A 21351-nucleotide genomic window follows, 5' to 3' on the forward strand; every position below is an offset into this window, starting at 1 on the left:
CTAACGGCCATGGAAAGAGCGATGGAGGATGCACCATGGATTTCACGCTGAGCGAGCGCGAGACCTATTTTCGGGACCGCGTAAAGACCTTCATCGACCAGAATATCCGGCCCCGGCAGGATGAGTATCACCGGCAGGAGCAGGAGGGCGAGCGTTGGAAGGTCATTCCCGTCATCGAGGAGATGAAGGTCAAGGCGCGCGAGGCCGGCCTGTGGAATTTCTTCATGCCGCCGCATTCCGGCCAGAGCCATGTCGACGACAGTTTCGCATTCGAGGGCACGCAGCTCACCAACCTCGAATATGCGCTCTGCGCCGAGGAGATGGGCAAGGTCGGCTGGGCGTCGGAATGCTTCAACTGCTCCGCGCCCGACACCGGCAATATGGAAGTGTTCCATCGCTACGGCACGCGCGAACAGAAGGAGCGGTGGCTCAGGCCCTTGATGAACGGCGAGATTCGTTCCGCCTTCCTGATGACCGAGCCGGCGGTCGCCTCGTCCGATGCGACCAACATCCAGACCTCGATGGTCCGCGATGGCGACGACTATGTGATCAACGGCACGAAATGGTGGTCCTCGGGCGTGGGCGATCCGCGCTGCAAGGTCGCGATCGTCATGGGCAAGACCAACCCGGAGAGCTCGCGCCACAGCCAGCAGAGCCAGGTCCTGGTCCCGCTCGACGCACCCGGCGTGACGATCAAGCGCATGCTTTCGGTTTACGGGTATGATCACGCACCACATGGGCATGGCGAAGTCGAGCTCAGGGATGTGCGGGTTCCGGTGGATAATCTGCTGCTCGGCGAAGGCCGTGGATTCGAGATCGCGCAGGGCCGTCTCGGGCCGGGCCGCATCCATCATTGCATGCGCACGATCGGCGTCGCCGAGGTCGCGATCGAGGCGATGGCCAAGCGCCTGCTCAGCCGCGTCGCCTTCGGCAAGCGCATCGCCGACCATTCGATCTGGGAGCAGCGCATCGCCAAGGCGCGCATCGATATCGAGATGACGCGCCTGCTGTGCCTCAAGGCAGCCGATATGATGGACAAGGCGGGCAACAAGTCCGCCCAGCTCGAGATCGCGATGATCAAGGTCGCGGCGCCCACCATGGCGCTGCAGATCCTCGACGATGCGATCCAGGCGCATGGCGGCGGCGGCGTCAGCCAGGATTTCGAGCTCGCCCATGCCTGGGCCGCGATGCGCACCCTGCGCTTCGCCGACGGGCCGGACGAAGTGCACAACCGCGCCATCGCGCGCAACGAGTTCGGGAAATATGCCGAGTTCAAGGCGGACCGGCCGTCGAGCGGCGAACTCGGCGTTTCGCGCTAGGCGTCGCCCCGGCGGAGGCCGGGGCCGCTTCCTTACGAAGCTCGCCCGAAGCACATAGCGGCCCCGGCCTGCGCCGGGGCAACGAAGGAAGAGAATGAAAGCTGCCGTCCTTTTCGAGCCGAAGACCGAGCTGCAGATCGAGGATATCTCGGTCTCCAATCCGGGCCCGCGCGAAGTGCTGATCCGCACGGTGGCGGTCGGTGTCTGCCGGTCGGACCTGCATTTCGTCGACGGCGCCTTTCCGCATCCCGTGCCGACCGTGCCGGGGCATGAGGCGGCCGGCATCATCGAGGCGGTCGGCAGCGACGTCGCGCATCTGAAGGTCGGCGATCATGTCATCACCTTCTTCACCGTGTTCTGCGGCAGCTGCGAGATGTGCGTCACCGGCCGCCCGTCCTTGTGCGTCGATCCCTCGACGCGCCGCGCCAAGGATGCGCCGCCGCGCCTCAGCCTGAAGGACGGCACCCCGCTCGCGCCGTTCCTCAATCTCTCCGCCTTTGCCGAGATGATGCTGGTGCACGAAAATGCGTGCGTCGCGATCTCGAAGGACATGCCGCTCGATCGTGCGGCGCTGCTCGGCTGCGCGGTGATCACCGGGGCGGGATCGATCTTCAACGACAGCCGGCTTCGCCCCGGCGAGACGGTAGCGGTGATCGGCTGTGGCGGCATCGGCCTCGCCGCGGTCAATGCGGCGAAGATCGCCGGCGCCGGCCAGATCATCGCGATCGATCCGGTGCCGGACAAGCGCGCCCTTGCCGAGAAGCTGGGCGCGACTCACGCGCTCGACGCGATGGACCCCGATCTCGCCAAGAAGGTGATCGGCATGACCGGCGGCGGCGTGCATTATGCGATCGAGGCAGTCGGGCGCTCCAACACCGCGGAGCTCGCCTGGACGATCCTGCGCCGCGGCGGCACGGCGACGATCCTCGGCATGATCGCGCCTGGCAACAATGTCAGCATCGCCGGCCCGACCTTCCTCACCGGCAAGAAGCTCCAGGGCTCGCTGCTCGGCTCGACTCGCTTCCCGATCGACATGCCGCGGCTCGTCCAGCTCTATCTCGACGGCAAGCTCGATCTCGACACCATGGTCGCCGAGCGGATCAGGCTAGAGGACATCAACCACGCCTTCGCCAATCTGCGCACCGGCGACACGGTGCGCTCGGTGATCGAGTTCAGCTGATGGTCGAGGCCCCTCAGAACGCTTCCCAGAACGCCGACGTCACCATGGTCGGCACGATCCCGGTGCCGGCAGATGATATGATCGATCCGCGTGCGGTCGAGCGCTGGATGGCCGAACATACGCCGGGCTTTGTCGGCCCGGTGACGTTGTCGAAGTTCAAGGGCGGCCAGTCCAACCCGACCTACCGCGTCGACACGCCGGGCAGGAGCTATGTCCTGCGCCGCCAGCCTTTCGGCAAGCTGCTGCCCTCGGCGCACGCGGTCGACCGGGAATATCGGCTGATCGCCGGACTGCACCCGACCGGCTTCCCGGTGCCGGCGCCCTTCGGCCTGTGTGACGATCCCGAGGTGATCGGCTCGATGTTCTACATCATGGAGCTGGTCGAAGGCCGTAACCTGTGGGACGGCTCGCTGCCCGGCATGGCGCCCGAGGGACGGCGCGACATCTACAACGCGATGGTCGATACGCTCGCCGCGCTCCACAACACCGATTATGTCGCGGCCGGCCTCGGCGAATATGGCAAGCCCGGCAATTATTTCGAACGCCAGGTCGCGCGCTGGACCAAGCAATATCGTGCGTCCGAGACCGAGCATATGCCCGAGGTCGAGGCGCTGATCGACTGGCTGCCGCGCACCTTGCCGGAGCAGACGCGCACCTCGATCGTGCATGGCGACTATCGCATCGACAACATGATCTTCGCGGGGGGCGAGGCGCGGGTGATCGCGGTGCTCGACTGGGAATTGTCGACCCTGGGCGACCCGCTCGCCGACTTTTCCTATTTCCTGATGAACTGGGTCACGCAGCCCGAAGGCCGCTCGGGCGTGATGGGGCTGGCCGGGCCGGAGACGGGCATCCCGACGATCGAGGACATGGTCGCGCGCTATTGCACCGCGACGAAGCGCGACGGCGTGCCCCAGCTCGACTGGTATTTCGCGTATAATCTGTTCCGCCTGACCGGGATTGTCCAAGGCATCAAGAAACGCATCGTCGACGGCACTGCCTCGAGCGCCCAGGCGGCAAAGACCGCCGAGCGTGTGCCGGGACTGGCGGCCGCGGCCTGGGGGTTTGCCCAGAAGGCGGGGGCCTGACCAATAGGACGCGCAAACCTGTTCGTGCTGAGCTTGTCGAAGCACTGTACTTCTTGCGGCGCAGGGAAAGAAAGAACAGCCCTTCGACAAGCTCAGGGCGAACGGATGTGAGGATGTCAATGAGCCAGTTCGATCTGACCGGAAAGGTCGCCATCATCACCGGCTCGTCCAAGGGCATCGGCAAGGCCAGCGCGGTCGAGCTGGCCGAGCATGGCGCGAAGATCGTCATCTCCAGCCGCAAGCAGGATGCCTGTGACGAGGTCGCCGCCGAGATCAACGCGCGGTACGGCGAGGGCACCGCGATCGCGGTGGCGGCGAACATCTCGGACAAGGCCGGGCTGCAGAACCTGGTCGACGAAACACGCGCTGCCTTCGGCCAGATCGACGTGCTGGTCTGCAACGCCGCGTCCAACCCCTATTACGGTCCGCAGGAAGGCATCGCGGACGACCAGTTCCGCAAGATCCTCGACAATAATATCGTGTCCAACCACTGGCTGATCTCGATGGTCGCGCCGGAGATGCGCGCGCGACGGTCGGGCTCGATCATCATCATTTCCTCGATCGGCGGCTTGCGCGGATCGCCGGTGATCGGCGCCTATTGCATCTCCAAGGCGGCCGACATGCAGCTCGCCCGCAACCTCGCGGTCGAATATGGGCCGGACAATGTGCGCGTGAACTGCATCGCCCCGGGGCTGATCAAGACCGATTTCGCCCGCGCGCTGTGGGAGGACGAGAAGCTGGCCGAGCGACGCAATGCGACGACACCGCTGCGCCGCATCGGCAATCCCGAGGAGATTGCCGGCGGCGTGGTGTTCCTCGCCTCGACTGCGAGCGCGTTCATGACCGGTCAGACGATCGTGATCGATGGCGGCGTGACGATCTAGCGTCGCCCCGGGCCTGGTCGGGTTGATGCCGTGTAAGGTTCTGCTTCCCCGGCGAAGGCCGGGGCCCAGGTGGGAAGGTTGATGTAACGAAGCGCGGCATCAGTCAGCATCGTCCCCCAACTGGGCCCCGGCCTTCGCCGGGGAAGAGCGAGGTTTTGTGAGTTCAGTGCGGGCGGCCCCAGGGTTGAATATCAAAGGCCGGGCCAGCCGCCCGGCGGATGCCGCGACAAGTTCGGCATGACGGAGGAAGAGACATGGCAAGGTTCACCGGCAAATCGATCATCGTCACCGGCGCCGGCTCGGGCATCGGGCGCGCTGCGGCGCTGCTTTTCGCCAGCGAAGGCGGGCGAGTGCTCGCCGCCGATATCACGGACGCGGTCGACGAGACCGCCGACATGATCGACAAGGCCGGCGGTACCGGCCACGCCATCCGGATCGATGCGGGCAATGAGGAAGACGTGATCCGTGCCGTCGCGGTCGCCTGCGAATATTATGACGGGCTCGACGTGATGTTCGCCAATGCCGGCATTTCGGGCGGCATGGCCAATATCTTCGACACGGATGTCGCGCTGATCACCGAGGTGCTGCGCGTCAACCTGATCGGGCCCTATCTGGCGATCAAGCACGCCGCGCCGAAGATCGCCGAGCGCGGCGGCGGGGCGATCGTGCTGACCGCGAGCGTCGCCGGCATTCGCTCGGGCGCCGGCAGCCCGGCCTATTCGGCGTCCAAGGCAGGCGTGATCAACCTGGCGATGGTTTCCGCCCAGCAGCTTTCGGGATCGAACGTGCGGGTCAACGCGATCTGCCCCGGCCTGACCGAGACCGGCATGACCAAGCCCACCTTCGATTATGCGCGCGAGGCCGGGAAGATGGACCGGGTCGGCCGCCTCAACCCGCTGCGCCGCGGCGCCCAGCCCGAGGAACTGGCCAGGGTCGCCGCCTTTCTCGCCTCGGACGATGCCAGCTATGTCAACGGTCAGGCACTGGCGGTCGATGGGGGACTCTCGTCCAGCCACCCGGTGATTCGCCAGGAATATGGCAAGACCGCAGTCTAGCCTCATTCGCAGCGTTGGTGCCGTCGCGTTGAAACCGGCCATCTTTGCGCAGTGCAGCAAAAAATGTATAGAGGCGGTGGTTGGTACTGATTCGCGGCCCGCATATTTCTTGGCCTGATGTCGGGAACCACCAAGCGTCTCCATTGGTAGATGCCCTAATATCGACTCCGCGACTGGTGTTTAGTGGGCGAATCCCACAGCCGGTACGGTTGCGGTGGGGCGTGCCGACAGTTTGCGCCACCCGGTTTCATGTCCCGTTCATCGCCAAGTGAAGAGATTTGCCAGCCATGATGACAGTGCACGCCAATGATCCCGATCACGGCCCGCTCAGTGCCCCGGAAAGGGATGCGTTGCGCGCGCTGCATGGCGGCTGGTCCTTCGGTGTGGACGCGCAGGCCGAGCGGAGCCTCGAGCAGCGCGGCCTGATCGAGGTCGGCAACTGGCAGGTCGGCGTGCTCGTCTTTCACGAAATGCCTTTCCTCACCGAACATGGGGCGCGGATCGCCGCGCGGCTGGCCGAGGAACAGGAAGCGGTCAGCGGTCGCCGCCGGCTTCCGCCGGGTTTCTCGCTGATCGAGGGTGGCCTGAACTGAGCCACCGAACAGGGGGCTATTCGCGCAGCCGCATCAGCCCTTCCTGCGCCACGCTCGCCACCAGCCGCCCGTCGCGGCTGTAGATGCGGCCGCGGTTGAAGCCGCGGGCATGGCCGGCCCAGGGGCTGTCGCAGGAATAGAGCAGCCAGTCGTCGGCGCGGAATTCCTCATGCAGCCACAGCGCATGGTCGAGGCTGGCGGTCTGCACATTGTGCGTCATCCAGTTGATCCCGTGCGCCAGCATCGACGTGCCGAGCAGCGACATGTCCGATGCATAGGCGAGGATCGCGCGGTGCATCGCCGCATCGTCGCCGATCGGCGCGACCAGCCGGAACCAGCTATCCTGTTTCGGCTCCTGCTTGACCGGCTTGAACCAGCTGCGCGGATGCACCGGCCGGATTTCGATCGGCCGCGACCGCAGCATGTGGCGCCGGAACTTCTCCGGAATCTCGTCGATCATGTCGCGGCGGAGCTCGACATCCGATTTCAGCTCGTCGGGCCCGGGCACGTCGGGCATCTGGTCCTGATGGTGCAGCCCTTCCTCCGGCACCTGAAAGCTTGCCGCCATGTTGAGGATCGGCTGGCCCTGCTGCATCGCGATCACGCGCCGCGTCGCGAAGCTGCGCCCTTCGAAATCGCGCACCACACGGAAGATGATCGGGAAATCCTCATTTCCCGGCCGCATGAAATAGGCGTGCAGCGAGTGCGCCATCTTGGGCGCATCAGTCGATCGCTGCGCCGCCTGCAGCGCCTGCGCGATCACCTGCCCGCCGAACACGCGCCCCACGCCGCCCGGCTGGCGCTTGCCACGATAGAGATCGGTATCGATCTCCTCGATTTCGAGCAGGTCTACCAGGCCTTGCGCGAGGGCGTCGGGCGGCATGTCGGGCGGGGTGTTGAGGTCCATGGGTCTCACCTAAACCGTTCGCCCTGAGCTTGTCGAAGGGCTGCCCTTTTCCCGGGCGAAAGAAAGAACAGTGCTTCGACAAGCTCAGCACGAACGGAAAGCGTCAATAGCCCGCCGCGCGCGCGAGCTTGTCGGCGTGGAAGTTTGCATCGCCGAACATCTCGGCGAGCACGCGGGCACGCTTCATGTAGAAGCCGATGTCATATTCGTCGGTCATGCCGATGCCTCCATGCATCTGCACGCCTTCCTGCACGCTGAGGGTGGTGGCAAGGGCGGTCATCGCCTTTGCGACTGACACCGCTGCATCCGCCTTTTCGTCGCCGGCGTCGAGCAGCTGCTGCGCCTTGAGCACGGCGGCGCGGGCCACCTCCATCTCCGAGTAGAGATGCGCCGCCCGGTGCTGCAGCGCCTGGAAGCTGCCGATGGTCACGCCGAACTGCTTGCGCTCCTTGAGATAGGAGACGGTCATGTCCATCGCCCCGCCGCCGACGCCGAGCAACTCGGCCGAGGCGCCGGTACGCCCCGCCGCGAGCAGCCGCGCGAGCGGATCGCGACCGGCATCGACCTCGCCGATCACGGCGTCGGCGGTCAGCTCGACGCCGTCGAATTCGAGTCGCGCGGCGATGCTGGAGTCGGCCAGCCGCTCCGCTTCGGCGGTCAGCCCCGCCGCGCCCTTCTCGACCGCGAACAGGGTGATGCCGTTCGCATCGTCCGCCGAACCGGCCGTGCGCGCGGCGACGATGATCAGATCGGCGATATGGCCGTGCGTGACGAACTGTTTTTTGCCCGACAGCCGGAAGCCATTGCCCGACCGCTCCGCCTTCAGCGCGACGCTGTCGCGATGCTTGGCGCTTTCGTCGATCGCCAGCGCGGCGACGGTCTCGCCGGCGAGGATGCCGGGAAACCAGCGCCCCGCTTGCGCGCTGCCCTTCAACGCCTCGACTGCCGCAATGGCGGTGGAGAGGAACGGGGAGGGGGAGAGGTTGCGGCCGATCTCCTCCAGCACGATCCCGGCATCGACATGGCCGAGCCCGAGCCCGCCATCATCCTCGCCGATCAGGATGCCGGTGAAGCCCATCTCGGCAAAGCTCTTCCACAAGTCGCGCGAGAAGCCCGCCGTGTTCTTGTCGTCGCGCAGCTTGCGCATATGCGAGACCGGGGCATGCTCCGCCACGAAATCGCGGGTGGTGTCCCGGAGCATCGTCTGTTCGTCGTTGAGATAGAGAGGCATTCAAAACTCCCTCTCCCCTCTGGGGAGAGGGCCGGGGAGAGGGGCAGTCTCTCGCGTCCGGCCCGATTGGTGAAATGTCTGGACTGCCCCTCTCCCAACCCTCTCCCCAGAGGGGAGAGGGCTCTTTGTCAGCTGCTCGGCAAATCCAGGATCCGCTTGGCGATAATGTTGAGCTGCACCTCGCTGGTGCCGCCCTCGATCGAATTCGCCTTGGTCCGCAGCCATGCCCGCGCACCCGCGCCGCCCGACGATCGCTCGCTCTCCCATTCGAGCGCGTCCGATCCGCCCGCCGCCATCATCAGTTCGTGCCGGCTCTTGTTCAGCTCGGTGCCGTAATATTTCATCATGCTCGGCTGTGCCGGATGCGCTCGCCCTGCCTTCAGCTCGTCGATGAAGCGCTCGGACATGCTGCCGAATGCCTTGGACCGCACCTCGAAGAGCGCGATGCTCGCCCGCAGCAGCGGATCGGCGAGCCGCCCGTCATGATCGAGCCCGACCGTCGCGATCGCGCCGTCGATCAGCGGATTGCCGCCGACCGAGCCGAGCCCCATGCCCGAGATCATCTCGCGCTCATGCCCAAGCAGATATTTGGCGACGTCCCAGCCCTTGTTCTCGTCATGCACGCGCTGCGCCTTGGGCACCTTCACATTGTCGAAAAAGGTCTCGCAAAAGGGCGAATAGCCGGAGATCAGAAGGATCGGTTTGGTGGACACGCCTTCGCTCGCCATGTCGAATAGCACGAAGCTGATGCCGCCCTGCTTGGTCGTCTTGTCGGTGCGGACGAGGCAGAAGATCCAGTCGGCCTTGTCGGCGTAAGAGGTCCACACCTTCTGGCCGTTGACGAGATAATGGTCGCCCTTGTCTTCCGCGGAGGTGGCGAGCGCCGCCAGGTCGGAGCCGGCATTGGGTTCCGAATAGCCCTGGCACCAGCGGATTTCGCCGCGTGCGATCTTGGGCAGGTAATCGAGCTTCTGTTCCTCGGTGCCGTATTTCAGCAGCGCCGGGCCAAGCATCGAGATGCCGAAGCTGTTGAGCGGATTGCGCGCCCGGATCCGCCCCATCTCCTCACGCAGGATCTTGCTCTCCGCCGCGCTCAGCCCGCCGCCGCCATAGGCCTTGGGCCAGTCGGGCACGGTCCAGCCGCGCGCGCCCATCCGGTCCATCCAGGCCTTTTGCGCCGGGGTCAGCATGCTCTGGTCGCGCCCGCCCCACACGGCGTCCTTCTCGGAGCGCATGGGTTCACGCATCTCGGGCGGGCAATTCTCTTCCAGCCAGGCGCGCGTCTCGGCGCGGAAGCTCTCCAGGTCGGTATCGCTCATCGTCTCTCTCCCGTGGCGCGCTTCAGTTGAACCGCCCGCCGCTCTCGGCTTTTTCCCTGAGCAGCGGCGCAACCGCGAAACCGTGCTTCTCCAGCCCGGCGACGATCTTCTTCAGGCCCTCGGTATCGGCCCAGAACATCGGGCCGCCGCGATAGACCGGCCAGCCATAGCCATAGATCCACACCACATCGATGTCGGACGCACGCTGCGCCATCTTCTCTTCGAGGATTAGCGCGCCTTCGTTGACCATGGTGTAGAGCGTCTTCTCGATGATCTCCTCGTCGCTGATCTCGCGCTTGGCGAGGTTCGATTTGGAGCGGAAATCCTCGATGATCTCGGCGACCCGGGGCGATGGCGTCGGGTTCCGCTTCTCGTCATAATCATAGAATCCTTTGCCGGTCTTCTGGCCCCAGCGGCCCTCAGCGGCGAGCGCGTCGCGGATATTCTCGATCCGGGTCGGATCGCGGTGCCAGCCGATATCGACGCCGGCGAGGTCGCTCATCTGGAACGGCCCCATCGGCATGCCGAATGCGACATGGACGCGGTCGATCTGCTCGGGCGTCGCGCCCTCCATCAGCAGCTTGTTGGCCTCGACCTGGCGGGGCATCAGCATGCGGTTGCCGATAAAGCCGTAGCAGACGCCCGCGACGACCGAGACTTTCTTGATCGTCTTGGCCAGCGCCATCACGGTCGCCAGCACGTCCGGCGCGGTCTTCGCGCCACGCACCACTTCGAGCAGCTTCATCACGTTCGCGGGCGAGAAGAAATGCATGCCCAGCACGTCCTCGGGCCGTGACGTGCTCGCGGCGATCTCGTCGATGTTGAGGTAGGAGGTGTTGGAGGCGAGGATCGCGCCCGGCTTGGCGATGGTGTCGAGCCGGCCGAAAATCTCCTTCTTCACGTCCATATTCTCGTAAACGGCTTCGATGATCAGGTCGCACTCGCCGAGCGCGCCGAAATCGAGCGTCGGGTTGAGTGCGCCCATCGCCGCCTCGACCTGTTCCGGCTTCATCCGGCCCTTGGCGGCGCTCGCTTCGTAATTCTTGCGGATCGTGCCGGTGCCGCGGTCGAGCGCTTCCTGCGCCATCTCGACGATCGTCACCGGAATGCCGGCCGAGAGGAAGTTCATCGAGATGCCGCCACCCATGGTGCCGGCGCCGATCACGCCGACGCGCTTGATCGGTCGGAGCGCGATGTCGGCGGGCACGCCGTCGATCTTGGCCGCCTGGCGCTCGGCGAAGAAGATGTGGCGCTGCGCGGCGGACTGGACGCCCATGATCAGCTTCATGAATTCCTGGCGCTCAAAGGCGACGCCCTCTTCATAGCTCGACCCGTCCGACGCCTTTTCGACACAGGCGATGTTCGCGGCCGGCGCGTCGAAGCCGCGGAAGCGCTTGGCATTCTCCTTCTTGAACGCAGCGACGGCGTCCGGATCGGCCTTGGCCGTCTTCTGGCTGGCGCGGGGCAGGGGAGTCGTATCGGCGACCTCGCGCGCAAAGGCGATCGCGTCGGCCTCGAGGCTGTCCTCGCCGGCCAGCTTGTCGATCAACCCGGCGTCGAGCGCCCGCTTGGCCGAGATCGGATCGCCCTTGGCGGTCATCTCCAGCGCCAGCGGCACCCCGGCGATGCGCGGGATACGCTGCGTGCCGCCGGCACCCGGCAGCAGGCCGAGCTTCACCTCGGGCGTGCCGATCTTCGCCGAGGGCACGGCGATGCGGTAATGGCACGCCAGGGTCACCTCGCAGCCGCCGCCGAGCGCGGTGCCGTGAATCGCCGCGACCACTGGCTTGTCGGATGCTTCGATCATGTCGACCAAAGTCGGCAGGCCCGGCTCCTGCATCGGCTTGCCGAATTCGGTGATGTCGGCACCGGCAAAGAAGGTCCGGCCGTCGCAGCGGATCACCATCGCCTTGATGCTGGCATCGGCCAGGCCTTCCTTGACGCCGGCCTCGAGCCCCTGGCGGACCGCCGCGCCGAGCGCGTTCACCGGCGGATTGTCCGAAATGATGACCAGCACATCGTCATGGCGTTCGGTACGGATCGGGGAAGTCATGGGTGTCTCCTGCAATCTTGGATATCGTATCACCGTCCCGCGGGACGGCGGGGGATCAGGTCAGCGCCGAATAGATCAGCGTCTTCAGCTCGCGGCGAATGGGATAGACATTGGACGGGCTCATCTGAGTCATGAACACCATGGTCAGCCGCTCGACCGGGTCGATGAAGAAGGCGGTCGAGAACATCCCGCCCCAATAATATTCGCCGGCCGAACCGGGGATCATCGATCGGGCGACGTCGATATTGACCGCGAAGCCCAGCCCGAAGCCGGTGCCGGCATTGGCCGCCTCGCTGAACAGCGATCTCGACATGCGCGACAGGTCGGATCCGCCGGGCAGGTGATTCCGCGTCATCAGGTCGAGCGTCTTGCGCCCGACGATCCGCGCGCCGTCCAGCTCGCCGCCGTTCAGGCACATGCGGCAGAAACGATGATAGTCGAGCGAGGTCGACACCAGCCCGCCGCCGCCCGAGACGAGCCTGGGCGGGCGACTCCACGCGCTCTCGGCGCCGCGGTCGTACATCACGCGTCCCTTGCCGGGCACGAAGGTGTAGCAATCGGTAAGCCGGTCGATCTTGTCCGCCGGCACCTCGAAGAAGGTATCGTCCATCTTCAGCGGGGCGAAGATGCGGGTCCGGAAGAACTCGGCGAGCGGCATACCCGAGACGCGCTGGACGACCGCGCCGAGCACATCGGTCGACACCGAATAATTCCATGCCTCGCCCGGCGAGAATTCGAGCGGGATCTGCCCGAGCGCGGCGACGAACTGGTCGAGATCGAGATTGCCGTGCCAGTTCTCGATCTTGCCTTCGCGGTAGGCGGCATCGACGTTCGACCGATTCTGGAAGCTGTAGGTCAGGCCCGAGGTATGGCGCAGCAGATCGACCATGCGCATCGGCTCGGCGGTCGCCTTGGTCTGGAACGGTACGCCGGCACCGCCGCCATTATAGACGCCGAGGTTCTTGAACTCGGGGAGGACGTGATGGACCGGCGTGTCCACCGCGACCTTGCCCTCCTCGACCAGCATCATGAAGGCGATCGAGGTGACCGGCTTGGTCATTGAGGCGATGCGGAACAGCGACGATTCGTCGATCACCTCGCCGCCTTCGCGCGCGGCCCCGAGATGGGCGAAATGCACGATCTCGCCGTTACGGCCGACGAGCAGCTGGGCATTGGGAAGCTTGCCGGAATCGACATAGCGTTCCTGCAGGAAAGCATCGATCCGGGCGAGCCGAGACGCATCGAAACCCTGCGACTCGGGCTTGGCGATCTTCATGTGTTGCCCATACCCCTCATTCGAAACATCAACTTTCCTATTGCCTTGAGCGGCGCGTGAATCAACACTAACCTTGGAAAAAATGGCGGATAAGCCAAACCCGACATTCAAGTTGAGCCCGCAGACGGCTCTGCTCACATGGAGAGAATGCGTCTTGGATACCGAACCGCTCATCGCGCTCGATCCGGCCTGGCCGAAAATGACCCTGCCCGAGGTGGAGGCCGCGCTGACCGGGCCGGGCGGGCGGTTCGAGATGGAGACGGTGACGATCCACGGCGTGCCGACGCGCACCTGGAAGCACGCGCCGCCCTCGCTCGCCTGGCTGGCCCAGGCGTCGCGCGCGCATGGCGATCGGGTCTTCACCATCTATGAGGAGGAGCGCGTCACCTATGACGCGAACTTCCGTGCGGTGGCGGCCCTGGCGAACAAGCTGCGGGACATGGGCATCGGCAAGGGCGACCGGGTCGCGCTGGCGATGCGCAATCTGCCCGAATGGCCGGTGATCTTCTTCGCCGTGGTCAGCATCGGCGCGATCGTCGTGCCGCTCAATGCGTGGTGGACGGCCGGCGAACTGGAATATGGCATCGACGATTCGGGCGCGCGGCTGCTGTTCGTCGACGACGAGCGCTACCAGCGCGTCAAGGCGCATGGCGCCGCGTTGCCGGCGCTCGAGCGAATGATCGTCTCGCGCGCCTCGACTCCGCTCGACGATCGCGCGGCCCGACTCGAGGACCTGATCGGTATGCCGGGCGACTATGCCATGTTGCCGGACGCGGCGCTGCCGACGGTGGAGATCGCGCCCGACGACGAGGCGACGATCTTCTACACCAGCGGCACCACCGGCCATCCCAAGGGCGCGCTCGGTACGCACCGCAACATGACCACCAACATCATGTCGAGTGGCTATAACGCCGCGCGCTCGCTGCTCCGCCGCGGCGAGGAAATCCCGGCGCCGACGCCGCGGGTGACGCTCACCGTCATCCCGCTCTTCCATGTCACGGCCTGCAGCGCGGGCATGATGGGATGCATCGCGGCGGGGAGCTCGCTCATCTTCATGCGCAAATGGGACACGGTCCGCGCGATGGAGATCATCGAGCGCGAGAAGGTCAACATCACCGGTGGCGTGCCGACCATCGCCTGGCAGATCCTGGAACATCCCGACCGCAGCAAATACGACCTCTCCTCGCTGGAGGCGATCGCCTATGGTGGTGCGCCGTCCGCGCCCGAGCTGGTCAAGCGCATCCACACCGAGTTCGGCGCACTCCCCGGCAATGGCTGGGGCATGACCGAGACGATGGCGACCGTCACCGGCCATTCGAGCGAGGATTATCTCAACCGCCCGACCAGCGCGGGCCCGCCCGTGCCCGTCGCCGACCTGAGGATCATGGACGAGGAGGGCGTCAACGAACTGCCCGTGGGCGAGGTCGGCGAGCTCTGGGCGCGCGGACCGATGATCGTGAAGGGATATTGGAACAAGCCCGAGGCGACCGCGGCTACCTTCATCGACGGATGGGTGCGCACCGGCGACCTCGCGCGCGTCGACGAGGAAGGCTTTGTCTATATCGTCGACCGCGCCAAGGACATGATCATCCGCGGCGGCGAGAACATCTATTCGTCGGAGGTCGAGAACGTCCTCTACGCGCATCCCGCCGTCACCGATTGCGCGCTGATCGGCATCCCGCATCGGACGCTGGGCGAGGAGCCGGCGGCAGTGGTGCATCTCGCGCCGGGCATGGAAGCGAGCGAGGCCGAACTGCAGGCCTGGGTCCGCGAGCGGCTGGCGATCTTCAAGACCCCGGTGGCGATCCGCTTCGTCCACGAAACGCTGCCGCGCAATGCGAACGGCAAGATCCTGAAGAAGGATTTGAAAATACTGTTCGAGGACCGGGTGGGGCAGGCGGCCTAGAGGCGGGATAGCCATCCTGTCACCTAGATCGGAGACCTAACCCCGTTCGGGCTGAGCTTGTCGAAGCCCTGCTCTTCTTGTGCGACGAAGAAAGAACAGCCCTTCGACAAGCTCAGGGCGAACGGGAGAGAGAGGGAGGACTGTGCCTACCCCGCCGTCGTCATCCGCTCGCGGATCGCCTCCACAAACCGCGCTCGCCCCTCCGGCGTTTCGAAGGCGCGGGGCGGGATGATGAAGGCGTTCCCGCTGCTGCCCTGGACGACGACATAGCCCCGCTCCTCGGTGACGGACCGGATATTCTTCCACGAGATTTTGCCGCTCTGTCGCCCGACCACCGTCGTGATGCCGGACGTGCCGATGGTGACGGTGCGGCGCTGCGGCTTGAAGCGCAATTGCGGGTAGAGGATCAGCAGGACGACCGGGATCGCGCCGATCGCCATCGGAACGGCCAGATGAGGCGACGCGGTGCCGAACAGGATCAAATCGGCCAGCACCGCGACAATCAGAAATATCCGCAGGTGCGATTTCCACAGCCGCTGCCGCCACGCGCGCCAGTACCAGGTCCAGATTTCCCCGCGGCGGGAGGCATAGTCGATCGTCACGGCGCAATTCCTCGGGCGGGTTGGCCGGCTTCAAGCATCTCGCTCGCCGCGTTTCAACCGGACGATGAAAAGGGCGGGCGTAACAATCCAGCAATGCTCTAACATTTGCCCCATGCTCGGGCGGCACGCTATGCTCCCCGCCGACACGCCAGATGTCAGTCGCGAGACCATGATCTCGCTTAGGGAGAGTCATCATGCGTTTGCCGTTCATCGCCCTTTCGCTCGCCTGCCTGTCGCTGACGGGTGCCGCCGTCTCGATGCCGCTGCTCCAGTCGGAGCCGGCGCTGACCGCCGCCGTGGCCGGCGCGGCCCGCTCGCCCGCCAATGTCGCGCGCGACGCGCACCGCCATCCGGCCGAGACGCTTGCCTTTTTCGGCGTGAAGCCGACCGATTCCGTGGTCGAGATCTGGCCCGGCGGCGGCTGGTACACCGAGATCCTGGCGCCCTATCTTTCCGCTGGCGGCAAGCTGACCGTGGTATCGCCGCCGGGGCGCCCCTCGGAAGGCATCAACGCCAAGCTCGACAAGGATGCCGCGACCTATGGCAAGGTCGCCCGCGCCAATTTCCCGAGCGCGCTCGGCGGCACGAGCGTCGCGCCCGGCACGGCCGACAAGGTGCTGACCTTCCGCAACGTGCATAACTGGCGGATGGGGTATCTGCGCCCCGACAAGACGGACTATAGCGCCGCCGCCTTCCAGGAGATCTATGCGATGCTCAAGCCGGGCGGCGTGCTCGGCATCGAGGATCACCGCCTGCCGGAAGACGCCGACAGCGCGCGGGAGAAGACCAGCGGCTATATCAAGGTCTCCACCGTTCGCGCGCTGGCCGAAGCCGCCGGCTTCCAGTTCGCCGGATCGAGCGAGGTCAATGCGAACCCCAGGGACACCCACGACTGGGCCGAAGGCGTCTGGACTCTGCCGCCAAGCTATCGCCTGGGCGACAAGGACCGCGAGAAATATGCCGCGATCGGGGAGAGCGACCGCATGACGCTGAAGTTCGTCAAGCCGGCGAAATAGCCGGCGCCAATTTTCGACGATCGGGTTTAACCGTCATGCCGGACTTGTTCCGGGATACACTGCGCCGCACAGTCATCGGCGCCCTGGTTTGCGGGACAGTGGATCCCGGAACAAGTCCGGGGTGACGATTCTACCTGGTCGCATGCGACCTTGGCGCTCAAATTTTTTCTTCCGCTGTTATGTTGGATTTTCAGGCGAAAATCAGCGTGTGAATTCAGCGGTTTGATACTCGTTTTCCCTGTTGCGCCATAACAGCGGAAAACAATGCGATAACAGCGCATTTTTCCGCTGTTATCGCGCGCGAGAGAGCGGTGATCTGCAACGATTTTCAACGTGAGAAAGAGCAGGGCAGCGCTCGAAACAGCGCGCTGCCCGACGCCCCGATATCGCGACCGCCAGGATGTTGAATCGAGCCGCCGCTATTTCGGCGCGAGCGCGAAATCGACGCTGACGCTTACCTGGCTGGTATTGGTGCCCGCCATGACGGGCGGCGCCGCGACGGCCTGTGGCGCGACCCGGTCCATCATCGCCATTGATTCATAGCCCATCGGTACGGCCGACGCGCCGCCGTCGCGGATGGTGAGGATTCGCGCGACCTTGAGATTGGCGGCCTGGGCGTAGGTATCTGCCCGTGCCCGTGCGGCCTTGTAAGCATTGGCATAGGCCGATCGGCTCGCGGCTTCCGGATCGGCGACGCGCAGGTCGGGACCCGACAGCACGTTCGCGCCCGCCTGAGTCACCGCCGAGATCGCCGCGCCCGCCTTGTCCACTGCCCGCATACGCACCGCCACGACGTTGCTCGCCTCGAACTTGTTCTTGTTCGCGCCCCACTCGATTCGCGAGACGGTCAGGCGCTGCGTCTGGATGTCCGCCTTGGCGACGCCGAAACCCTCCAGCGCGGACACGACCTTGTTCATGATATTGTTGTTGGCGGTGGTCGCCGCATCGGCGGTCGCGCCGATCGACGAGACGCCGGCGGAGAAGCGCGCCTCGTTCGGCGCCGTCTCGGCCTGGCCGCTGGCGGTGACCTGGAGCAGCACCTCGTCATGGCGGACACCGCGCGGATCGCGGGGCTCTGGGGAACAGGCGCCAAGTATGAGCGCGCCGCTCATGGCCACCAAGCCGATCGTCGATCCACGCATCCCCATCTCCTTTCGTTGGCATCGCTCGCCCGCAATGACGCTACGTACCGCTTTGTTCCAACCGGTCAGGCGTTGTACCCTGATCCCGGCGACGATCGTCGGCTCGAGCAATGTTGGATCGAGCCGTGCTTTCCCCGTTAAGGTGGGGCGCCGAAAACGCTCATCCCGGAAAGCGAAGCGACGGCCCGAGGATCAGCGCGAATCCCGCAAGCAGGACGGCGCCGCCCATGATGATCGGCCAGTTGCGCGCCACGGTGAAAGGCCGCACCGTCGTTCCATGGGGCGCGGCGTAGCCGACCGAGATCATGCCGGCATTGCCGCCGAAGGACGATGCCGCGGCCGACATGATCGTGATGAAAATGCCGACCGGATTGAGCAGCCCGACAAGCACGGCGGCAACCCCGATCGTGGCGTAATAGCCGTGCGCGATGACCCTGCGCGGGGCAGCGGTCGCCTGCGAATCCCCGAGCATCCCGGTGAGGGTGCGGATCGCTGCCCGTACGAGCAGGACATAGGCCGCGATCCCGAATGCGAGCTCGCCCGCGCGCCACAGCCAGGGCATCGCCAACGCGCCAAGCCCGCCATCGGCTGTCGGGCCGAGATCGCCGACCCCGCTTGCGCCCGAGAAGCAGAAATAGCCCGCTGCCACGAATCCCTTGGTAACCCAGATCAGCCACAGGATCAGGCGCGTACGATCGCCCCTCGCTCTCTTCCACAGGGCATAAGCGATACAGGCCAGGATCGTATCGACGAGCACGCCTGCACAGGCGACCAGCAGCCTCGGGGCACCGGTCAGTCCGGCGCAGTCCACATAAAAGGCACCGATCGTCGCCACATGGCCGCCCTGTGCCGCGCAAAAGGCAGCATGCCCGCCAATCTCATGCCACATGGTGAGCGACGGCATCAGCAGCATGCCCAGCCCGATGATGGTGAGAAGATCGATATGTTGCTGCTCGCTGCTCATCACGCCCCTTTCGTTACCGTCTCCCGCGCCGCTCGCACCACGCCGTCGACTGCGTTCTTCCACCCTGTCAGCCGGGCGTCGCGCACCGCGTCCGGCAAGGCCGGCTCGAACATCTCGACCGCGCCGCGCATCACGCTGGCCTCTTCGAGATCCCGGAACAGCCCGCAGCCGACGCCGGCCAGCATCGCGGCACCAAGCGCGGTCGTCTCGGCGAATTTCGGCCGCTCGACGCTGACGCCGAGCATGTCGGCCAGGTCCTGCGCCATCCAGTTATTGGCGACCATGCCGCCGTCGATGCGCAGGCATTGCCAATCGACACCGTCGGCGGCGAACGCCGTCTTCAGGTCGTTCGCCTGATGCGCCATGGATTCGAGCGCCGCGCGCACGATATGCGCCCGCTCGCTGGAAAAGCTGAGGCCGGAGATCGTCCCGCGCGCATCGGGCTCCCACCATGGCGCGCCGAGCCCGGACAAGGCCGGCACGAAATAGACGCCACCGCTCGAGTCGACGCTGCGCGCCAGCTTCTCCGTCTCGGCCGCATTGCCGATCAGGTTGAGCGTATCGCGCAGCCATTTGATCAGGCTGCCCGCGACGAACACCGATCCCTCCAGCGCATAAGCGCGCCGGCCGCCCAGCTGCCATACGATCGTCGAGAGCAGGCGGTTGCGCGAGGTCGGCGGGATCGGCCCCGCCTGAGTCAGCACGAAGGCGCCGGTGCCGAAGGTCGCCTTGGTCTCGCCCGGCTTCAGGCAGGACTGGCCGATCGTCGCGGCCTGCTGGTCGCCGGCGATGCCGCAGATCGGGATCGCCGCGCCGAACAGGGTCGTCTCGCCGAACTGCCCGGCGCAATCGACGATCTCCGGCAGGGCGGCGCGCGGCGCGCCGAACAGGTCGATCAGCCCGTCGTCCCACTGGCCGCTGCCGATGGCCATCAATGCGGTGCGGCTGGCGTTGGTCGCGTCAGTGATGTGCTGCCCGCCGGTCAGTTTCCAGATCAGCCAGCTCTCGATCGTGCCCACGGCAAGCCGGCTGCCGGCCTCCCTGAGCTGCGGCCAGTTGGCCATTGCCCAGCCGATCTTCGAGCCGGAGAAATAGGGATCGAGCAGCAGCCCGGTCTTGGCCTGCACTACCGGCTCGTTCCCCGCCTCACGCAGGTCGCGGCAGATCGCGGCGGTGCGCCGGTCCTGCCAGACGATCGCGGGCGCCAGCGGTTCGCCGGTCTCACGGTCCCAGAACACCACCGTCTCACGCTGGTTGGTGATGCCGATCGCCGCGATTCGTTCGGCACCGCCGCCGCGCTCGATCACGGTGCGGCAGACGGCGAGCGTCTTTTCCCATATTTCGGCGGCATCATGCTCGACGCGCCCGCTTTCCGGATAATGTTGCACCAGTTCGGCGGCTTCGCTGCCAAGGCATTTGCCGTCGGGAGCGAACAGCATCGCCCGCGTCGAGGTGGTGCCTTCGTCGATGACAAGGATCAGGTCTGACATGACGGCAAGCTAGCGGGGATTACAGGCGAGGGGAATGCGGCTACGCTGCTCCCGCGGGTGTAACGTGAAGGGGCGTGCAAGTGGCGGACGGTACCGGGCAAGGCGCAGGACAGGCCTCCGGCGAGGGCGCCTTCGGTTTGCCGTTCGACGGCGATGAAGGGGGCGACGAAGCGCGTGTTGGGCAACGCCGCGACAGGCTGCTAGCCGCGCTGACCCTGATCGCCGGTCTCGGCCTCGCGCTCGGCACGCCGTTCGCCTTGAAGGCGGGCGCCGAATTCTTCCTGCCGACCACGGCTGCCCTGGTCATCGCCATCGCGCTGGTGCCGGTGCTCGAATGGCTCGAACGGCACCGCGTGCCCTCGGCGCTTGCCTCGCTCACCTGCGTGCTGCTGTTCCTCGTCGCCGCAAATATCGCGCTGGCGGCGATCATCGTCCCGGCGACCGAGTTCTTCCGCAAGCTGCCCGACCGGATCGACCGGATCCAGATGAACATCGCGCCGGTGCTCGATCTTTATTCGAGCCTCGAAAAATATGTGAACCGCACCGTGCGTCATCTCGCGGCGCCCGGGCCGGTAAATGCGCCGCAGACCGCGGCCGTCGCGCCGCCCAGCTCGATCCTGGAGCTTGCCGCCACCTCGGCGCCGACGGCGATCGTGCAGGTCTTTTTCGGCATCCTCGTCGTCTATTTCTTCCTCTCGGGCTGGACGCGGCTGCGGCGGCGGACGATCACCAGCCGGTCGAGTTTCGGCGGCGCCATGGCGACGGCGCGCGTCATTCAGGACGTGGTCGACGACACCTCGGCCTATCTCGGCACGATCACGATCATCAACCTGTCGCTCGGCCTGGTCATCGCCTTTGCGCTGTGGCTGATGGGCATGCCCTATCCGCTGATGTGGGGCGGCATCGTCGCGCTGCTCAACTATATTCCCTATTTCGGGCCGATCGTCGCGGCGATGCTGCTCGCGCTGGGCGGGCTGATGACCTTCCCCGACGTATGGGTCGCGCTGCTGCCGGCCGCGATCATGATCGGCGCGCATCTGCTCGAGGCGAATGCGATCACGCCGTTCATCGTCGGCCACCGGCTGACGATCAACCCGATCATGATCCTGATCTCGCTGAGCTTCTGGGGATGGGTCTGGGGCACGCCCGGCGCGCTGCTCGCGGTTCCGTTGCTGATCATCATCCAGACGGTGATCGGCGCCGCGGGCAAGCCCGACATCGCCGGCTTCCTGTTCGAGCATGGCACGCTGACTCAGCAGCGTCGCGAGCGGCGGGCCGCGCGGGACGATGCCGACTGATACCGAGACGACTGATACCGGGCCGGGA

The 21351-nt window shown here is 65.7% G+C and carries 18 protein-coding genes; 9 read left to right on the top strand and 9 right to left on the bottom strand.

Features of this window, described 5'->3' with window-relative positions:
- Positions 1 to 35 precede the first annotated feature (35 nt).
- The 6 genes from ACZ1I5_RS04360 to ACZ1I5_RS04385 all read left to right on the top strand — a co-directional run bounded on the left by ACZ1I5_RS04360 (position 36) and on the right by ACZ1I5_RS04385 (position 6119).
- Complete coding sequence (locus ACZ1I5_RS04360) at positions 36 to 1319, top strand: acyl-CoA dehydrogenase family protein (protein WP_465172520.1); 1284 nt, start codon at positions 36 to 38, stop codon at positions 1317 to 1319.
- Positions 1320 to 1413: 94 nt separating this feature from the next.
- Positions 1414 to 2499 carry a Zn-dependent alcohol dehydrogenase gene (locus ACZ1I5_RS04365; RefSeq protein ID WP_465172521.1) on the top strand — a complete coding sequence of 362 codons (1086 nt, stop codon included), beginning with the start codon at positions 1414 to 1416 and terminating at the stop codon, positions 2497 to 2499.
- The gene (locus ACZ1I5_RS04370; RefSeq protein ID WP_465172522.1) at positions 2499 to 3587 is read left to right on the top strand and encodes a phosphotransferase family protein; all 1089 of its coding nucleotides are present in this window, start codon (positions 2499 to 2501) and stop codon (positions 3585 to 3587) included. The genes ACZ1I5_RS04365 and ACZ1I5_RS04370 overlap by 1 nt, the downstream gene beginning before the upstream one ends.
- 119 nt (positions 3588 to 3706) lie before the next feature.
- Positions 3707 to 4471, top strand: a complete 765-nt coding sequence (locus ACZ1I5_RS04375; protein WP_465172523.1) for an SDR family NAD(P)-dependent oxidoreductase — start codon at positions 3707 to 3709, stop codon at positions 4469 to 4471.
- Positions 4472 to 4725: 254 nt separating this feature from the next.
- Entirely contained in the window at positions 4726 to 5526 is an 801-nt protein-coding gene (locus ACZ1I5_RS04380; protein ID WP_465172524.1) for an SDR family NAD(P)-dependent oxidoreductase, read from the top strand.
- 287 nt (positions 5527 to 5813) lie between these two features.
- Positions 5814 to 6119: a hypothetical protein gene (locus ACZ1I5_RS04385; protein ID WP_465172525.1), complete on the top strand. Its 306-nt coding sequence runs from the start codon at positions 5814 to 5816 to the stop codon at positions 6117 to 6119.
- A gap of 16 nt (positions 6120 to 6135) precedes the next feature.
- On the opposite strand, the gene ACZ1I5_RS04390 is transcribed toward ACZ1I5_RS04385, so the two are convergent.
- The 5 genes from ACZ1I5_RS04390 to ACZ1I5_RS04410 form a co-directional block, all read right to left on the bottom strand.
- Positions 6136 to 7026, bottom strand: a complete 891-nt coding sequence (locus ACZ1I5_RS04390; protein ID WP_465172526.1) for an acyl-CoA thioesterase — start codon at positions 7024 to 7026, stop codon at positions 6136 to 6138.
- 103 nt (positions 7027 to 7129) lie between these two features.
- On the bottom strand, positions 7130 to 8257 hold the full coding sequence (locus ACZ1I5_RS04395; RefSeq protein ID WP_465172527.1) for an acyl-CoA dehydrogenase family protein: 1128 nt from the start codon (positions 8255 to 8257) through the stop codon (positions 7130 to 7132).
- A 128-nt stretch (positions 8258 to 8385) separates the two neighbouring features.
- Positions 8386 to 9576 carry an acyl-CoA dehydrogenase family protein gene (locus tag ACZ1I5_RS04400; protein WP_465172528.1) on the bottom strand — a complete coding sequence of 397 codons (1191 nt, stop codon included), beginning with the start codon at positions 9574 to 9576 and terminating at the stop codon, positions 8386 to 8388.
- 22 nt (positions 9577 to 9598) lie between these two features.
- On the bottom strand, positions 9599 to 11629 hold the full coding sequence (locus tag ACZ1I5_RS04405; RefSeq protein WP_465172529.1) for a 3-hydroxyacyl-CoA dehydrogenase NAD-binding domain-containing protein: 2031 nt from the start codon (positions 11627 to 11629) through the stop codon (positions 9599 to 9601).
- Between the two features lie 55 nt (positions 11630 to 11684).
- Positions 11685 to 12905 (bottom strand): serine hydrolase domain-containing protein, encoded by a 1221-nt coding sequence (locus ACZ1I5_RS04410; protein ID WP_465172530.1) that lies wholly within the window; start codon positions 12903 to 12905, stop codon positions 11685 to 11687.
- A 199-nt stretch (positions 12906 to 13104) separates the two neighbouring features.
- Between ACZ1I5_RS04410 and ACZ1I5_RS04415 the strand changes: the two genes are divergently transcribed.
- The gene (locus ACZ1I5_RS04415; RefSeq protein WP_465173888.1) at positions 13105 to 14811 is read left to right on the top strand and encodes a class I adenylate-forming enzyme family protein; all 1707 of its coding nucleotides are present in this window, start codon (positions 13105 to 13107) and stop codon (positions 14809 to 14811) included.
- A 146-nt stretch (positions 14812 to 14957) separates the two neighbouring features.
- On the opposite strand, the gene ACZ1I5_RS04420 is transcribed toward ACZ1I5_RS04415, so the two are convergent.
- Positions 14958 to 15413, bottom strand: a complete 456-nt coding sequence (locus ACZ1I5_RS04420) for a YcxB family protein (RefSeq protein ID WP_465172531.1) — start codon at positions 15411 to 15413, stop codon at positions 14958 to 14960.
- Positions 15414 to 15607: 194 nt separating this feature from the next.
- On the opposite strand from ACZ1I5_RS04420, the gene ACZ1I5_RS04425 reads away from it, so the two are divergent.
- Positions 15608 to 16429, top strand: a complete 822-nt coding sequence (locus tag ACZ1I5_RS04425; protein WP_465172532.1) for a class I SAM-dependent methyltransferase — start codon at positions 15608 to 15610, stop codon at positions 16427 to 16429.
- Positions 16430 to 16848: 419 nt separating this feature from the next.
- Here the strand turns inward: ACZ1I5_RS04425 and ACZ1I5_RS04430 are convergent, their stop codons facing one another.
- From ACZ1I5_RS04430 to glpK, 3 genes are all read right to left on the bottom strand, one after another.
- Positions 16849 to 17571, bottom strand: a complete 723-nt coding sequence (locus tag ACZ1I5_RS04430; RefSeq protein WP_465172533.1) for an SIMPL domain-containing protein — start codon at positions 17569 to 17571, stop codon at positions 16849 to 16851.
- Between the two features lie 160 nt (positions 17572 to 17731).
- Entirely contained in the window at positions 17732 to 18535 is an 804-nt protein-coding gene (locus ACZ1I5_RS04435) for a hypothetical protein (RefSeq protein ID WP_465172534.1), read from the bottom strand.
- Positions 18535 to 20025, bottom strand: coding sequence for a glycerol kinase GlpK (glpK, locus tag ACZ1I5_RS04440; protein ID WP_465172535.1), 1491 nt, complete (start codon positions 20023 to 20025; stop codon positions 18535 to 18537). Before glpK ends, ACZ1I5_RS04435 begins: the two co-directional genes overlap by 1 nt.
- 137 nt (positions 20026 to 20162) lie before the next feature.
- Here glpK and ACZ1I5_RS04445 point away from each other — a divergent pair, with 137 nt between their 5' ends.
- On the top strand, positions 20163 to 21323 hold the full coding sequence (locus ACZ1I5_RS04445) for an AI-2E family transporter (protein WP_465173889.1): 1161 nt from the start codon (positions 20163 to 20165) through the stop codon (positions 21321 to 21323).
- The last annotated feature ends 28 nt before the right edge of the window (positions 21324 to 21351 follow it).

Source organism: Sphingomonas sp. BL-S-30 (assembly GCF_055521475.1).

Bases quoted from the DNA above. Each gene is read 5' to 3' on its own strand.
- ACZ1I5_RS04360 (WP_465172520.1), top strand. From the start codon at position 36: ATGGATTTCACGCTGAGCGAGCGCGAGACCTATTTTCGGGACCGCGTA.
- ACZ1I5_RS04365 (WP_465172521.1), top strand. From the start codon at position 1,414: ATGAAAGCTGCCGTCCTTTTCGAGCCGAAGACCGAGCTGCAGATCGAG.
- ACZ1I5_RS04370 (WP_465172522.1), top strand. From the start codon at position 2,499: ATGGTCGAGGCCCCTCAGAACGCTTCCCAGAACGCCGACGTCACCATG.
- ACZ1I5_RS04375 (WP_465172523.1), top strand. From the start codon at position 3,707: ATGAGCCAGTTCGATCTGACCGGAAAGGTCGCCATCATCACCGGCTCG.
- ACZ1I5_RS04380 (WP_465172524.1), top strand. From the start codon at position 4,726: ATGGCAAGGTTCACCGGCAAATCGATCATCGTCACCGGCGCCGGCTCG.
- ACZ1I5_RS04385 (WP_465172525.1), top strand. From the start codon at position 5,814: ATGATGACAGTGCACGCCAATGATCCCGATCACGGCCCGCTCAGTGCC.
- ACZ1I5_RS04390 (WP_465172526.1), bottom strand. From the start codon at position 7,026: ATGGACCTCAACACCCCGCCCGACATGCCGCCCGACGCCCTCGCGCAA.
- ACZ1I5_RS04395 (WP_465172527.1), bottom strand. From the start codon at position 8,257: ATGCCTCTCTATCTCAACGACGAACAGACGATGCTCCGGGACACCACC.
- ACZ1I5_RS04400 (WP_465172528.1), bottom strand. From the start codon at position 9,576: ATGAGCGATACCGACCTGGAGAGCTTCCGCGCCGAGACGCGCGCCTGG.
- ACZ1I5_RS04405 (WP_465172529.1), bottom strand. From the start codon at position 11,629: ATGACTTCCCCGATCCGTACCGAACGCCATGACGATGTGCTGGTCATC.
- ACZ1I5_RS04410 (WP_465172530.1), bottom strand. From the start codon at position 12,905: ATGAAGATCGCCAAGCCCGAGTCGCAGGGTTTCGATGCGTCTCGGCTC.
- ACZ1I5_RS04415 (WP_465173888.1), top strand. From the start codon at position 13,105: ATGACCCTGCCCGAGGTGGAGGCCGCGCTGACCGGGCCGGGCGGGCGG.
- ACZ1I5_RS04425 (WP_465172532.1), top strand. From the start codon at position 15,608: ATGCGTTTGCCGTTCATCGCCCTTTCGCTCGCCTGCCTGTCGCTGACG.
- ACZ1I5_RS04430 (WP_465172533.1), bottom strand. From the start codon at position 17,571: ATGCGTGGATCGACGATCGGCTTGGTGGCCATGAGCGGCGCGCTCATA.
- ACZ1I5_RS04435 (WP_465172534.1), bottom strand. From the start codon at position 18,535: ATGAGCAGCGAGCAGCAACATATCGATCTTCTCACCATCATCGGGCTG.
- glpK (WP_465172535.1), bottom strand. From the start codon at position 20,025: ATGTCAGACCTGATCCTTGTCATCGACGAAGGCACCACCTCGACGCGG.